At 66.0% G+C, this 13,610-nt stretch carries 15 protein-coding genes; 5 read left to right on the top strand and 10 right to left on the bottom strand.

Annotated features, from left to right (window positions below; all coding sequences use genetic code 11):
* Window positions 1–55 precede the first annotated feature (55 nt).
* The 7 genes from ATE64_RS00310 to ATE64_RS00280 form a co-directional block, all read right to left on the bottom strand.
* Window positions 56–346, bottom strand: coding sequence for a GIY-YIG nuclease family protein (locus tag ATE64_RS00310; RefSeq protein ID WP_058455590.1), 291 nt, complete (start codon window positions 344–346; stop codon window positions 56–58).
* Between the two features lie 106 nt (window positions 347–452).
* Window positions 453–1,343, bottom strand: a complete 891-nt coding sequence (gene sucD, locus ATE64_RS00305; RefSeq protein WP_058455589.1) for a succinate--CoA ligase subunit alpha — start codon at window positions 1,341–1,343, stop codon at window positions 453–455.
* Between the two features lie 86 nt (window positions 1,344–1,429).
* Window positions 1,430–2,392 (bottom strand): malate dehydrogenase, encoded by a 963-nt coding sequence (mdh, locus tag ATE64_RS00300; RefSeq protein WP_058455588.1) that lies wholly within the window; start codon window positions 2,390–2,392, stop codon window positions 1,430–1,432.
* A 279-nt stretch (window positions 2,393–2,671) separates the two neighbouring features.
* Complete coding sequence (gene zapE, locus ATE64_RS00295; protein ID WP_058455587.1) at window positions 2,672–3,814, bottom strand: cell division protein ZapE; 1,143 nt, start codon at window positions 3,812–3,814, stop codon at window positions 2,672–2,674.
* Window positions 3,811–4,302, bottom strand: coding sequence for a PaaI family thioesterase (locus ATE64_RS00290; RefSeq protein ID WP_082657517.1), 492 nt, complete (start codon window positions 4,300–4,302; stop codon window positions 3,811–3,813). Before ATE64_RS00290 ends, zapE begins: the two co-directional genes overlap by 4 nt.
* Window positions 4,299–5,279 (bottom strand): MBL fold metallo-hydrolase, encoded by a 981-nt coding sequence (locus ATE64_RS00285; protein WP_058455586.1) that lies wholly within the window; start codon window positions 5,277–5,279, stop codon window positions 4,299–4,301. Before ATE64_RS00285 ends, ATE64_RS00290 begins: the two co-directional genes overlap by 4 nt.
* Window positions 5,279–6,061, bottom strand: a complete 783-nt coding sequence (locus ATE64_RS00280; protein ID WP_058455585.1) for a succinate dehydrogenase iron-sulfur subunit — start codon at window positions 6,059–6,061, stop codon at window positions 5,279–5,281. The genes ATE64_RS00285 and ATE64_RS00280 overlap by 1 nt, the downstream gene beginning before the upstream one ends.
* 126 nt (window positions 6,062–6,187) lie before the next feature.
* On the opposite strand from ATE64_RS00280, the gene ATE64_RS00275 reads away from it, so the two are divergent.
* The 5 genes from ATE64_RS00275 to ATE64_RS00255 are packed head-to-tail and all read left to right on the top strand — an operon-like array spanning window position 6,188 to window position 11,126.
* A complete protein-coding gene (locus ATE64_RS00275) occupies window positions 6,188–7,756 on the top strand; it encodes an oligosaccharide flippase family protein (RefSeq protein WP_058455718.1) in 1,569 nt (522 codons plus the stop codon).
* A complete protein-coding gene (locus ATE64_RS00270) occupies window positions 7,753–8,466 on the top strand; it encodes an HAD-IB family phosphatase (protein ID WP_058455584.1) in 714 nt (237 codons plus the stop codon). Before ATE64_RS00275 ends, ATE64_RS00270 begins: the two co-directional genes overlap by 4 nt.
* Window positions 8,457–9,575, top strand: a complete 1,119-nt coding sequence (locus ATE64_RS00265; RefSeq protein WP_058455583.1) for a hypothetical protein — start codon at window positions 8,457–8,459, stop codon at window positions 9,573–9,575. Before ATE64_RS00270 ends, ATE64_RS00265 begins: the two co-directional genes overlap by 10 nt.
* Before the next feature lie 19 nt (window positions 9,576–9,594).
* Window positions 9,595–10,701, top strand: coding sequence for a CDP-alcohol phosphatidyltransferase family protein (locus ATE64_RS00260; RefSeq protein WP_058455582.1), 1,107 nt, complete (start codon window positions 9,595–9,597; stop codon window positions 10,699–10,701).
* Window positions 10,698–11,126 carry an HIT family protein gene (locus ATE64_RS00255; protein ID WP_058455581.1) on the top strand — a complete coding sequence of 143 codons (429 nt, stop codon included), beginning with the start codon at window positions 10,698–10,700 and terminating at the stop codon, window positions 11,124–11,126. Before ATE64_RS00260 ends, ATE64_RS00255 begins: the two co-directional genes overlap by 4 nt.
* Here the strand turns inward: ATE64_RS00255 and ATE64_RS00250 are convergent.
* The 3 genes from ATE64_RS00250 to ATE64_RS00240 are packed head-to-tail and all read right to left on the bottom strand — an operon-like array spanning window position 11,114 to window position 13,586.
* Window positions 11,114–11,878, bottom strand: coding sequence for a phosphocholine cytidylyltransferase family protein (locus ATE64_RS00250; protein ID WP_058455580.1), 765 nt, complete (start codon window positions 11,876–11,878; stop codon window positions 11,114–11,116). The two genes, ATE64_RS00255 and ATE64_RS00250, sit on opposite strands and share 13 nt — an antisense overlap.
* Complete coding sequence (locus tag ATE64_RS00245; protein WP_058455579.1) at window positions 11,875–12,663, bottom strand: nucleotidyltransferase family protein; 789 nt, start codon at window positions 12,661–12,663, stop codon at window positions 11,875–11,877. The genes ATE64_RS00250 and ATE64_RS00245 overlap by 4 nt, the downstream gene beginning before the upstream one ends.
* A complete protein-coding gene (locus ATE64_RS00240; RefSeq protein ID WP_058455717.1) occupies window positions 12,660–13,586 on the bottom strand; it encodes an alpha/beta hydrolase in 927 nt (308 codons plus the stop codon). Before ATE64_RS00240 ends, ATE64_RS00245 begins: the two co-directional genes overlap by 4 nt.
* Window positions 13,587–13,610: the final 24 nt, after the last annotated feature.

The raw sequence follows: 13,610 nt of genomic DNA, 5'->3' as shown, positions 1-13,610 counted from the left end.
AGGCGGGGGTCCAAGCAACCTCGCTATGGATCCCCGCCTTCGCGGGGAAACACGACTAAACCAACGTCTCAAACAAATCGGCCCACTCGGGATTCCGCTCTTCAATGCGCGCAATCTTCCACGCCCGATTCCATTTCTTCATTCGTGCTTCAAACTGCCGGGCGTCGTGGATGCTCTCGAATGCCTCGAACCAGATCAGCAGCTTGCAACCATATTTCTTCGTAAAACCGTCGATTACGCCCTCGCGGTGTTGCCAAACCCGCTGCGGCAAATCGCTCGTCACGCCGATATAGATAGTGCCATTTTTCCGGCTTGCCATGATGTAGACAAAGCCGGGTCGAACCATTCCCAAACCTCCCATCCGAGTGTCCCCGCAAAGACGGGGACCCATTGCGACCTCTCATGGACCCCCGCCTTCGCGGGGGAACACGAAAGAGAGGCTGGCCCAAAAATCAGACGCGTTCCTTCAGCACTTCGGCGAGCGTGGTGCCGAGTTCCGAAGGGCTCGCCGACACCTTGATGCCGGCGGCTTCCATCGCCGCGATCTTGCTTTCAGCGTCGCCCTTGCCGCCCGACACGATCGCGCCGGCATGGCCCATGCGGCGGCCCGGAGGTGCGGTGCGGCCCGCGATGAAGCCGGCCATCGGCTTCTTGCGGCCGCGCTTGGCTTCGTCGATCAGGAACTGGGCGGCCTGTTCCTCGGCGTCGCCGCCGATTTCGCCGATCATGATGATCGACTTGGTCGCTTCGTCCGCAAGGAAGAGTTCGAGCACGTCGATGAAGTTGGTGCCGTTGACCGGGTCGCCGCCGATGCCGACCGCGGTGGTCTGGCCGAGCCCGACGTTCGAGGTCTGGAACACCGCTTCATAGGTGAGCGTGCCCGAGCGCGAGACGACGCCGACGCTGCCCTTCTTGAAGATGTTGCCGGGCATGATGCCGATCTTGCACTCTTCGGGGGTCAGCACGCCGGGGCAGTTCGGGCCGATCAGCCGCGACTTCGAACCGCTGAGCGCGCGCTTCACCTTGACCATGTCGAGCACCGGAATGCCTTCGGTGATCGCGACGATCAGCTCGATCTCGGCATCGATCGCCTCGAGGATCGAGTCGGCAGCGAACGGCGGCGGCACATAGATGACCGACGCGGTCGCGCCGGTTGCATGCTTGGCTTCTTCGACCGTGTTGAACATCGGCAGCCCGATGTGCGTCGTCCCGCCCTTGCCCGGGGTCACGCCGCCGACCATCTGCGTGCCATAGGCAAGCGCCTGTTCGGTGTGGAAGGTGCCGGTGGCGCCGGTCATCCCTTGCGTGATGACCTTGGTATTCTTGTCGATGAGGATGGACATAGTCTGGCTTCCGTTTCGCGTTCCCCGGCGAAAGCCGGGGTCCAGCTGGGGAGAATGGACCCCGGCTTTCGCCGGGGAGCAAATTATCAGGCGAGGCTGGGATCCAGCGACTTGCACGCGTCGAGCAGTTCCTTGACCGCGTCGACCGAGACCTGCAGGCCGGCCTTGTCGGCATCGTCGAGTTCGATTTCGACAATCTTCTCGACGCCGTTCGCGCCGATCATCACCGGCACGCCGACATAGAGGCCGTCGACGCCATATTGGCCGTCGACATAGGCGGCGCAGGGCAGGATGCGCTTCTGGTCGCCGAGATAAGCTTCGGCCATCGCGATGCCCGAGGCTGCGGGCGCGTAGAAGGCCGAACCGGTGCCGAGCAGCGCGACGATTTCGCCGCCGCCGCCGCGGGTGCGCTTGACGATTGCGTCGATCTTGTCTTGCGACGACAGGCCCATCTTGACGAGGTCGGGGACAGGGATGCCGTTGACGGTCGAATAGCGGACGACGGGAACCATCGTGTCGCCATGACCGCCGAGAACGAAGGTGTTCACATCCTTCACCGACACGTCGAATTCGTCGGCGATGAAGTGGCTGAAGCGCGCCGAGTCGAGCACGCCCGCCATGCCGACGACCTTGTTGTGCGGCAGCCCCGAGAACTCACGGAGGGCCCAGACCATGGCGTCGAGCGGGTTGGTGATGCAGATGACGAAGGCGTCGGGGGCGTTGGCCTTGATGCCCTCGCCAACGGCCTTCATGACCTTCAGGTTGATGCCGAGCAGATCATCGCGGCTCATCCCCGGCTTGCGCGCGACACCCGCGGTGACGATGATGACGTCGGCGCCCGCGATGTCCTTGTAGTCGTTCGAGCCGGTGATCTTCGCGTCGAAACCGGCGATCGGGCCGACCTGCGACAGGTCGAGCGCCTTGCCCTGCGGCACGCCTTCGACGACGTCGAACAGGACGACATCGCCCAGTTCCTTCTGCGCGGCGAGCAGCGCCAGCGTTCCGCCGATATTCCCGGCTCCGATCAATGCGATCTTCTTGCGTCCCATGGCGCGCGGCACTCCCTTCTGTGGCAAGCCCGGCAATGCAATATCGGACCGGTGCGGCCACGGGCTAAAGCCGCCATTCCGATCCCAAGACTCGGGCCGCCACTACGCCGATTCCCTTAACGAAACAACCGCGAAAAGGACCAAAATCAGGGTTTTTATGCAAATAGTTCGCAATATCATTTAATCATGTGGCCGGGCGCTCGTCGGGGCAGGCTCCTTTACGGCTTCCTTGCGCACGAGCGACGTCACGTCCGCGATTTCGACGCAATGACGGTCACGTCATCCCGCCGGGGAAAGGGTACCCGCGACGTCATCCTGGCCATGGCCCAGCGCCAGATAGTCGTCCGACTGCATCTCCGACAAACGGCTCGCCGTGCGCTCGAACTCGAACGCGCCGTCGCCGGCGACATAGAGTTCGTCGGGCATCGCCGCCGCACTGGCGAGCAGCTTGACTTTATACTCGTAGAGCGCGTCGACCAATGTCACGAAGCGCGCCGCCTCGTTGCGGTTCTGGGGCCCCATGCGCGGGATGCCGACGATGATCACCGCATGAAAATGGCGTGCGACCGCGAGGTAATCGGATGCTCCGCGCGCCTCGCCGCACAGGCGCTTGAACGAAAAGACCGCCACGCCCTTCAGCGCCTTCGGCACGTGCAGCGTCCGCCCGCCCCCGACGTCGAGGTCGAGCGTCGGCACATTGGCGCGATCCTCGGGCGGATAGTCGGTGAGGCGGAAGAATGCCGCCGACAGCGCCGCGCTTGCTGCATCGTCGGCGGGCACGAACCAGCGCGCGCCGTCGCCCAGCCGGTCGCGGCGATAGTCGGTCGGGCCGTTCAAACCCATCACGTCGAGCTTCGCTTCAATCAGCGCGATGAAGGGCAGGAAATGCTCGCGGTTGAGCCCGTCCTTGTAGAGATCCCCGGGTGGCCGGTTCGAGGTCGCGACGACCGTGACGCCCTTGTCGATCAGCGCGGTGAACAGGCGCGAGAGGATCATCGCGTCGGCGCTGTTGTTCACCACCATCTCGTCGAAGGCGAGGCAGCGGACATCCTGCGTCAGCGCGGCGGCGACCTGCGGGATCGGGTCGCCGCTCTCGGTCTTCCTGACCTCGCGCATCTGTGCATGGACGTCGAGCATGAAGGCGTGGAAATGGACGCGCCGCTTCCGCTGGATGTGGAGCTGGTCGTAGAAGAGATCCATCAGCATCGACTTGCCGCGCCCGACCGCGCCCCACAGATAGACGCCGCGCGGGCTGTCGGGCTTGCGGCCCGCGATCCGCCACAGCAGGCTGCCGCGCGGCGGCGCCGCCTCGAGCTCCTCCTGCAAGCGGTTGAGCCGCACCGCCGCGCCGCGCTGCTCGGGATCGGGCTTGAGTTCGCCCGACGCGACCAGCCGGTCATAGGCGGCGAGGACGCCGGTCACTTCCTGCTCGCCTTGCGGATCGTCCCGGCGAAGGTCAGGACGATATGGCCGTCGCCTTCGCCCTGCACGACGAGCCCGCGCAGGAAGATCAGGCGACCGGTTTCGCGCACCAGTTCGACGATCGCGTCGAGCGGCTCGCCCACGCGCCCCGCGCCGACGAATTGCGTCGACAGGTCGAGCGTCACCGAATGGCCGGCGTCGAGCGAGCCGAACTGGTGCGACGCCGCGAACAGCGCGACGTCGACCAGCGCCAGCGTCACCGCGCCGTGAACATTGTCGCCCAGATTGCTGTGCCGACGCTCGGGCAACATCCGCACCCGTGCGCGCGGACGGCCATCCTCGGTCGGGCGCTCGGAGCGCACCGACAGCGGTTCGATGAAGCTGTTGAAACGGTCCTTGTCCTTGAGGTTCCAGCTGATCCAGCCCCCGTCCAGTTCCTCGGCGCTGAAATTTTCGCGGCGCTTCGGCTCCTCGATCCCGTCATTCATGCCTTGCAATATCCGTCCAGTTTCCCCGAGCGTATCAGCTCGCCATAATAATCGGCCATCGCCCTCGCGCGCGGCGTGTCGTCCGCGATCCACTTCGCGGCGCCCGCCGCCCAGCCGGCCGAACAGCCCTCAAGCGCGCCCGTGCCGCGCGTGCAAGCGATAAAGTCGACGAAAGCGCGATGCCAGATGGCAAAATCGGCGATCGGCATGATCGGGCCGTGCCCGGGCACGACCTGTTCGGCCCCCGAACTCGCCACCTCGTCGAGCGCCTGCAGCCAACCCTCGGGGCAGGCTGTATCGAGAAACGGCACCGGCACGGTCACAAGATCGCCGACGATCGCGCGTTTCTCTGCCGCGTCGTAGATCCAGAGATCGCGTTCGGTAACGGCATGGTTGGCTACGCGCAGCGATAGCGGCCGGCCCGCGATCAGCACATCGCGGGACTCGTCGACGACAATATCGGGTTTGAGTTCGGCGCCGCGCGCGATCGTCGCGAGATCGCCCTCGACATCGGGGATCGCGTTGGCCGGAATGGCGCCTTCGGCCAGCGCCTTGCGCGATGCTTCGGCGCTCTTCGCGAGGAACCCCAACAGCGCGCCGTCGATCGCCGACGTTCCATAGACCTCGATTTGGGGGAAAGCCGCCTTCAGCGCCGGATTGCCGCTGACATGGTCGAGATGCCAGTGCGTGTTGATGATCGCGACGGGCGTCATGCCGATCCCGCTGAACCCCTGACGGATCAGGGTGAGATGCTCGGCGCGGCGCCCGCTGTCGATCAGGAAGGCACCCTCGGGTCCATAGAGAATCAGGCTGTTGCCGTCGGGCGAGCGGCCGGGGGGAAACGTCCCGCCGATCAGGAAGGTCGCGCCGCCGATGCCATGCGCATAGGCACGCGGCGGCGGCACGGTTTCGACGGCGGATTCTGCCGCGCAGCCAGCCAGCCCCAGCGCGATCAGCGCTGGCAGCCAGCGACGCATCAGACCTGCCGCTCGGCTTCCAGCTTCTTGATCTCGGCGATCGCGCGCGCGGGGCTCAGCCCCTTGGGGCAAGCGTTCGAGCAGTTCATGATCGTGTGGCAGCGATAGAGGCGGAAGGGATCTTCCAGCTCGTCGAGCCTTTCGCCGGTATATTCGTCGCGGCTGTCGGCGAGCCAGCGATAGGCCTGAAGCAGGATCGCGGGGCCGAGGAACTTGTCGCTGTTCCACCAATAGCTCGGGCAGCTCGTCGAGCAGCATGCGCAGAGGATGCACTCGTAAAGCCCGTCGAGCTTTTCGCGCTCGGCGGGCGACTGCAGCCGCTCCTTGCCGCTCGGGGTCGTCGTCTTGGTTTTCAGCCAGGGCTCGATCGACGCATATTGCGCATAGAAATGGGTGAAGTCGGGGACGAGGTCCTTGATGACCTCCATGTGCGGCAGCGGGGTGATCTGGATATCGCCCTTCAGATCCTCGATCGCGGTGGTGCAGGCGAGGCCGTTCTTGCCGTTCATGTTCATCGAACAGCTACCGCAGATGCCTTCGCGGCACGAGCGGCGGAAGGTCAGGGTCGAGTCCTGCTCGCTCTTCATCTTGATCAGCGCATCGAGCACCATCGGGCCGCATTTTTCGAGATCGATCTCGAACGTGTCGAAATGCGGGTTCTCGCGCTTGTCGGGATCGTAGCGATAGACCTTGAACTTCCGGACTTTGGTCGCGCCCTCGGCCTTGTGGACCGTCCCGCCCTTTTTCGGGCGGCTGTTCCTGGGCAGACGAAATTCGGCCATGTCTCTGGCTCCCTTGATGCAGTCGCGGTCGGACTAGACCCGAAAGACGGAGTCGACAAGGGGTTCATGTCCGCAAAGGCGAAAGCCGCTGGCACCCGTCCGCGCAAGCCGCTAGGGCCGCAGCCGATGAGCGAAGAGGCCGTTCAACCCGCCGTTACCAACCGCCACGTCGCGCGCGGGCTCGGCACGACCGTGCTGGCGCGGCTCGGCGCGGTGGTCGAGATCGTGACCCAGCCGCTCTATGTCCTGATGTTCGGCCTCGCAGGCTTCGGCCTCTACGCCGTGCTCTGGGCGGCCATCAACCTGATCGAGAATATCTTCGACCTCGGCATGACGAGCGCGATGCAGCGTACCGTGCCGCAATCGGCGAGCGATGCCGAGGCCGCGGCGGCGCTGCGCACCGCGCTGCTGTTCGGGGTCGGCCCCTGCCTGGTCGTCTCGGCGCTGATCGCGATCTTCGCCGCCGACCTCGCGCCCTGGCTCAATGTCGCCGAAAAGGACCGCGCCCTCGTCACCCCTGCGATCCAGATTTTCGTCTGGGCGCTGCCGCTCTGGGCCTTCGTCGAGATCGCGACCTCGGCGTTGCGCGCGCGGATGGTGTTCGGCGCCGAAATCCGCCTGCGCATCGTTTGGGAACAGGTGATGCGGGTGGTGTTCGCGGTACTGTTCTTCGCGCTCGGCTTCGGGCTCGAGGGGCTGTTCATCGCCCACCTCTGTTCGCTCGCGGTCACCGCGATCCTCAGCGTGCGGCTGCTCCGTCGCTATTACAGCTTCGGCGACCTGTTCCGCGGCGGACGCGGCAGCGAGGTCGAACGCAACACCTTCTGGGCCGGGCTGTCGGTGTTGCCGTCGAACATCATCACGCGGCTGTTCGGCGACGCACCCGCACTGATCCTGAACCTGATGCTCCCGGGGGCGTCGGGAGCCGCCGCGGCCGGTCTTTTCACCATCGCGCGCAAGCTGTCGAGCGTCGTCCAGCTCGTCCGTATTGCCTTCGCCTATGTCGTGGCGCCGCTGGCCGCGAGTGCCGAGCGCGGCGGGCGCGAGCAGGTCGCCGATATCTATGCCTATGCGACGCGGCTGATTTCAGCGATCGCGCTGCCGATGGCGGCGGTGCTCGCGGCGGGCAGTTCGTCGCTGCTCAGCCTGTTCGGCGCGCAGGCGCATGTCGCGCAGGGCGCGGTGATCATCCTGTTCATCGCGCGCGCGATCGAGGCCGTCGTCGGCATTTCGCTTCCGGTGCTGCAGGTTGTCGCGGCGTTCCGCCACCAGCTGACCGCCAGCCTGCTCGGCGTGCTTGTCGCGGTCGGCGCGGGCTGGCTGTTCGTCGACCATGTCGACGCGCTGACCGGCGTCACGCTCGCGATGTCGATCGGCCTCGTCGTGATGGCGGGCATTCCGATGCTGCAGCTCGCGATCGGCGAAGGGCTGCATCCCTTCGACCACCAGTTCCCGATGGTGGCGCTGCGCGGCCTTGCGATCACGATCGTCGCGGGCGCGCTGGCCCTTCTCGTGAGCCGCCTTCCCGATCCGGTCGCGCTGCCGCTGATCATCGCCATCGCGGTCGGCGCGATCTGGCTGTCGGTGCGGTTCGGCCTGCCCTATGCCGACCGCGCCTCGCTCGGCAAGACGGGACGCCGGTTGCGGCTGATCGGTCCCGATGCCCGGGTTGCGGAGGCGGGAGACCCGGCATGACGACGCCCGCCGACGCGCTCCGCATCGCGATCTACGATCTCGACCGGACGGTGCTTAGAACGCCGACCTTCACCCTGTTCCTGCTGTGGGCGGCATGGACGCGCGCGCCCGCGCGCCTGCTCCTGCTGCCGCTCTATGCCGCGCTCGCTATCGGCTATGCGCTGCGCCTTTATGGCCGCGACCGTTTCAAGCCCGCCGCCTTCCGCCTGTTTCTCGGCACGCACCTGACCCCGGGCGAGGCGGACGGCCTTGCGGCGCGCTTCGCCGCGTGGCGCGTCCCCACCGACGTCCCGCCGGGGGCAGGCGCCGCCATCGCCCGTGACCGGGATCAGGGTTTTCGCCTGCTGATGGCGACCGCCGCCCCCGAATTCTACGCCGGCGCGATCGCGGACGCGCTCGGCTTCGATGCGGTGCTGGCGACGCGCCACCGCCGTGACGCCAACGGCAACTGGCTTCCCGAAATCGATGGCCATAATTGCTATGGCGCCGAAAAGGCGCGCCGGATCGGTGAGTGGCTGGACGCGAACGCCCCGGGCGGAACCAGGCACGTCCGCGCCTATTCCGACCATCTCAGCGATGCCCCGATGTTCGCGCTCGCGACCGAGGCCTGGTTGATCGGCCGCAAGGCGAAGCTGACGGCCATCGCGGCCGAGCATGGCTGGCAGGCGCTCGATTTTGAAGAGAGTCCCGAGGCGCAACCATGCGCATAATCTTCCCCTTTATCGGCGAGCCGCACCACATCTTCCACGCCCTGCCGATTGCGGCAGAGATGGCGGAGATGGGTGCCGACGTCGAGGTGGCAGTCGCCGGCCCCGACCATCTGCGCATCCTCAAACAGATCGATCTCGTCTATCCGGGGTTCGACCCGCGCATCACCCTGCTCGGCCAGACAGGTCCGGCGCGCTGGCTGCGCGATGCGGGGATCATGCGCAACCCGCGGCTGCCGATCCTGTTGGGGGCCTTGCCGTTCCTCCGCGGCTTCGACGCGATCGTGGTGCCCGAACGAACGACGACCGCCATTCGCCATTTCCTGCCTCGACGCACCCGCCTGGTTTTTACGCCGCATGGCGCGGGCGACCGCGCAATCATGCTCGACCCGCGCGACCGCCATTTCGACTTCGTGCTCGTCGCCGGCAAAAAGAGCGAGAAGCGTCTGCTCGATGCCGGAACGATCAGGCCGGGCCATTATGCGGTGAACGGCTATGTGAAGCTCGACCTGATGGCGCGGCTGCAAAAATCGCGCCCGCCGCTGTTCGACAATGGCCGGCCGACCGTGCTCTACGCCCCGCATTTCCAGCGCGCACTGTCGTCGTGGGACAAGTTCGGGGCCGCGGTGATCGACTGGTTCGCGGGGCAGGATCGCTACAACCTCGTGGTCGCCCCGCACGTCCGTCTGTTCGCCGAGGCGAGCGATTCCGAGCGCGAGGCGGTGATGGAGCGCGCGGTGCCGGACAAGATTCAGATCGACCTCGGCTCCGATCGCCTGTTCGACATGAGCTATACCGGCGGCGCCGACATCTATCTTGGCGATGTCAGCAGTCAGGTTTACGAATTTCTCGCGAAGCCCCGGCCGTGCCTGTTCCTGAACGCGCATGACGTCGACTGGCGCGGCGACCCCGACTATCTGTTCTGGACGCTCGGCGACGTCCTCGACGATCCCGCAGGACTGGGGGCTGCGCTCGACGCGGCCCAGGCGCGTCACAAGCTCTATGGCCCGGCGCAATGCCAACGGCTCGCGGAATCGATCGGCGGCGATCCCGCCGGCGCGGCGCGGCGCGGCGCCGAGGCGATCCTGCGCTTTCTTGCAAAGGACGGCTGAGCGGGTAAGAGCGCAGGTGATGACCACTGCCTCCGCGCCGCCCGCCCTGATCGCTTTCGGCGACAATTCGACCCTGCTGTGGGGCATGACCAACGCCGAACGGCTGCGCCGCCTCGCGCGCGCCGAGGGTCTGCCCGAAGACACCGATGCAACGGGCGCGCATCTCTATGCCAACCTCGCCTATGTCTTCGACCCGCTCTGGTTGCGGCACATATTGACGCTTCCCGACACGATGGTCGTCGATGGCGGCGAACCCGTGCTCGCTTATCTGACCGGCGGCCGCACGCCCGAGGTGGCGGCACAGGACAGCCGTGTGCGGATCATCGAATATCGCGACAATCCGCAAATCTACAACCGCCAGCTCCGCAAACTCGACTGCCCGTTCATCCAGCCGCTGACCCCAGAGACGCGGCGCCAGATCGAGCGGAAAAGCTATTTCGGTGCCTACAAGGGCGTCACCGACGCGCTGACCAAATATCTCTGGCCCGAACTCGCCCTCTGGCTGACCCGCATCGCGGCCAGCATCGGCATGACGCCGAACATGGTCACCGCGATCGGCGCGACGCTCTGCGTCTATGCGACCTATCTCTTTGCTATCGGCGATTATTGGTGGGGGATGCTCGCGGGCTTCATCTTCATGGTGCTCGACACCGTCGACGGCAAGCTCGCGCGCTGTACGATCACCTCGTCCAAATGGGGCAATGTCGCCGACCATGGCGTCGATCTGATCCATCCGCCCTTCTGGTGGTATTTCTGGGGGGTCGGCCTTGCGAGCTGGGGGCTGGCGCTGCCGACCTCGACGTTCGTCTGGATCATGGTCGCGGTGATCGCGGGTTATATCCTCCAGCGCGTGATCGAGGGGCTGTTCATCAAGGATTTCGGCATGGACATCCACGTCTGGCAGAAATTCGACAGCGATTTCCGCCTCGTCACCGCGCGGCGCAATCCGAACATGGTGATCCTGTTCGTCGCGACGCTCGCCGGACGCCCCGACCTCGGCCTCATCGCGCTTGCGTGGTGGACCGTCATCTCGCTGGTCGTCCACGCGGTGCGGCTGGTGCAGGCCTATGCGCAGCACCGGGCGGGCCGTCCGATCGTCAGCTGGATGGAGGAAGCGCAGCCATGAACGCCACGATCGAGAAATTCGGCTTCCCCGCCACGCTGGTTGCCGAGTTCGAGCATTGGGTCGTCCTGCTCCGCCCCGCGCAGCCGACGCTCGGCGCGCTGGTGCTCGCGGCGAAATCCGATGCGACGGCCTTTGGCGACCTCTCCGCCGCGGCGCACGCCGAACTCAAGGCCGCGACCTCGGCAATCGAAACCGCGCTCGGCAAAGCGGTCGGCTATTCCAAGATCAACTATCTGATGCTGATGATGGTCGACCCGCACGTCCATTTCCACGTCCTGCCGCGTTACGATGGCGAACGCAGCGGCGCGGGACTGACGGTCGCCGATGCCGGCTGGCCGGGCCAGCCCGACCTGGGGCAGGCGGTGAAGCTCGACGACGCGCAAATCCCCGCGCTCACCGGCTGGCTCAAACCCTATTTTGCGTAACGCCCCGCGGCCGCCCATTTTGCGGTGAGCGCATCGGCGGCTTCGACGTCCTGCGGGAAGTCGACCTCCTGCCACTCGAGCCCCTCGATCGACACGGTGCCGACGCGGTTGCCCTTCGCGATGATGTCGATCGCGCGCAGATACCAGCGTTCGACCCCGTCGGGGGTGCGCATCATCTGGTCGACCTGGTTGCGGAAGATCGACGGGCCATCGCCGATAAAGGCGAGCATCCCGATCGATTCGGCATTGGTGTCGGGGGGCAGCAGACGCTTGCCGATCGCGTGAAGCCGCCCTTCGGCGTCGCGGTTCACCTTCATGTCGTCGTCGTCATACTCGCCTTTGACGTCGACGGTGACGTTGATCGGCTCCCTAGCGCCTTCGATCAGCTTCGCGACGATCTCGTCCGAGACGATGGTGTCGCCGTTGAGGATGATGAAATCGCGGTCCATCTCCTCGCGCGCGATCCAGCAGGTGCCGAGATTGTCGGCGACCTGGAAGAAGGGATTAAACAAGGTGCGAATGCGCGCGCCGGTGTCGCGATAGAGCTGCAGCGCATGGTCCTCGACCCGCTCGGTACGAAAGCCGGTGACGACGACGATATCCTTGATGCCGTTGGCGACGAGCGCCGCGACCTGCCAGCTGATCAGGCTGCGGCCATTGAATTCGATCAGGCATTTGGGGATGTCGCGGGTCAGCGGCAGCAGGCGCGAGCCCTGCCCGGCCGACAGGATGATGGCTTTGTCGATGCTCATAGGGGCGCCCCTATAGCGCCTTGGCGCCGCGCGGCAAATATCCGTTCGATCAGCTCGATGTCCGCGGGCTTGTCGGCGTCGATGCACGCCTCGGGCTCGGACATCGGCACCACCTTCGCCTGCAGCCCGAACCGCCGGCCTGCACGCGCGATCCCCTGCTCGATCGTGAAGAGCCGCAAGAGCGCGCCGAGCAACAGCCAGGGGCCGAACGCCGCGATGATCTTCAAGCCCTTCTTGCGGTCACGCTCGATCCGCCCCCAGAAGTCGAGCAGGGGCAGCACGCGCCGCCCGCCGAGGCGAAACAGGTTCGCGCCCGACCACCAGCCGCCGCGGAACTTGAGCCAGGTGCGTTGCGATTCGGGATAGCGCGCGAGCAAAACAGCTTTCTCGACCATCGCCACCGCGACGTCGCTGTCCTCCGCGCCCGCCACGAACTCCGCGATCATCGATGGCGTGAGCAGCACATTGTCGGCGGTCGTTAACAAAATGGGCGCGTCGCTGTCGGGCAGCGCCGCGGCGAGCGAGCTGCTGATCCCTTGCCCCGAGTCTGCAAAATGCAGCCCCTCGACACCGGCAAGCATAGGCTCGGCGGCCAGCTCGGCGCTGTTCTGCGCAAGGATGGTGATCGGCCCGATGTGTGGCGAGTCGCGCAGCGCGGTCACGACATGGACCAGCATCGGCTTCCCCGCGATCGGGAGCAGCGCCTTTGTCGAAACGCCGCTGCCGCTCAGCAGCGGATCGGGGCCGGGGCGGCTGCCGGCGAGGACGATCGCAGGGATCGTCATTCGGCTGCGTCCGTCGCGGGCGCGACACGGCGGCCGGTGACGCCGCGCAGGAAGTCGGTCGCGTCGTCGAGCACCGGCCCCCGCGACCGGAAGGGCGCCGACAGCGCCATGACGATGCCGGTGTGCCCCACGCCGGGATAGATGCGCAGCGCCGCCGATCCGCCGGCCTTTTCGATCGCCGCCGCGAGGTTCTGACTGTTGCGCGGGCGCACCGTTTCATCCTCGTCGCCCGTCGCGAGCCACAGCGGCGGCGCATCGCCGCGCGCGTAGGCAATCGGCTGCGTCTTCTCCGCGGGCCGCACCTTGCCCATCGCCTTTTCGGCGCTGCCGCCCTTCTCCATCGGCAGGAAATCATAGGGGCCGGCGAGCCCCGCGACGCCGCGGATGATCGACGGGTCGCTCTTCGCGCCGCGCAGCCATTGCGGATCGAGCGCCAGCATCACCGCATTATAGGCACCCGCCGAATGGCCCATCAGCGCAATGCGATCGGGATCGCCCGCGAGGTCGCCAATGTGCCGATGCGTCCATGCGACCGCCTTGGCGCTGTCCTCCAGGAAATCGGGCCAATGCGCCTTGGGAACCAACCGGTAATCGGGAATGACGACGACGAAGCCCTTCTGAGCCAGCGCGCGGCCCGCGAAGCCATAGCTTTCACGCGCGCCGCTGTCCCAGCCGCCGCCATAGAAAAAGACGATCACAGGCAGCTTGTCGCCCTGCTTCGCATTCTCCGGCACCCATATGTCGAGCGACTGCCGCGGCCCGTTGCCATAGGGCTGATCGCCGATCACCAGCCGCGCGCCGCCATCCGACCCGAACAACTTGTCGGCCAGGTCGAGCGACTTCGCGCCGCCCGCCACGACCATCTTCGCACCGCTGCCGAACAGCAGCAGGAGCAACACCAGAACGATGATGAACTTGATCAAACGCCGTCCTTTGGCTGCGCGCGC

It is taken from the genome of Sphingopyxis sp. H073, from assembly GCF_001468395.1.
Taxonomy (GTDB): Bacteria; Pseudomonadota; Alphaproteobacteria; order Sphingomonadales; family Sphingomonadaceae; genus Sphingopyxis.
Note: the sequence above shows the minus strand (reverse complement) of the source record. Positions and strands in the feature narration are given on the sequence as shown.

Bases quoted from the DNA above. Each gene is read 5' to 3' on its own strand.
- sucD (WP_058455589.1), bottom strand. From the start codon at position 1,343: ATGTCCATCCTCATCGACAAGAATACCAAGGTCATCACGCAAGGGATG.
- ATE64_RS00260 (WP_058455582.1), top strand. From the start codon at position 9,595: ATGACCACTGCCTCCGCGCCGCCCGCCCTGATCGCTTTCGGCGACAAT.
- ATE64_RS00250 (WP_058455580.1), bottom strand. From the start codon at position 11,878: ATGAGCATCGACAAAGCCATCATCCTGTCGGCCGGGCAGGGCTCGCGC.
- ATE64_RS00255 (WP_058455581.1), top strand. From the start codon at position 10,698: ATGAACGCCACGATCGAGAAATTCGGCTTCCCCGCCACGCTGGTTGCC.
- ATE64_RS00245 (WP_058455579.1), bottom strand. From the start codon at position 12,663: ATGACGATCCCTGCGATCGTCCTCGCCGGCAGCCGCCCCGGCCCCGAT.
- mdh (WP_058455588.1), bottom strand. From the start codon at position 2,392: ATGGGACGCAAGAAGATCGCATTGATCGGAGCCGGGAATATCGGCGGA.
- ATE64_RS00270 (WP_058455584.1), top strand. From the start codon at position 7,753: ATGACGACGCCCGCCGACGCGCTCCGCATCGCGATCTACGATCTCGAC.
- ATE64_RS00285 (WP_058455586.1), bottom strand. From the start codon at position 5,279: ATGCGTCGCTGGCTGCCAGCGCTGATCGCGCTGGGGCTGGCTGGCTGC.
- ATE64_RS00265 (WP_058455583.1), top strand. From the start codon at position 8,457: ATGCGCATAATCTTCCCCTTTATCGGCGAGCCGCACCACATCTTCCAC.
- ATE64_RS00310 (WP_058455590.1), bottom strand. From the start codon at position 346: ATGGTTCGACCCGGCTTTGTCTACATCATGGCAAGCCGGAAAAATGGC.
- ATE64_RS00275 (WP_058455718.1), top strand. From the start codon at position 6,188: ATGAGCGAAGAGGCCGTTCAACCCGCCGTTACCAACCGCCACGTCGCG.
- ATE64_RS00280 (WP_058455585.1), bottom strand. From the start codon at position 6,061: ATGGCCGAATTTCGTCTGCCCAGGAACAGCCGCCCGAAAAAGGGCGGG.
- ATE64_RS00290 (WP_082657517.1), bottom strand. From the start codon at position 4,302: ATGAATGACGGGATCGAGGAGCCGAAGCGCCGCGAAAATTTCAGCGCC.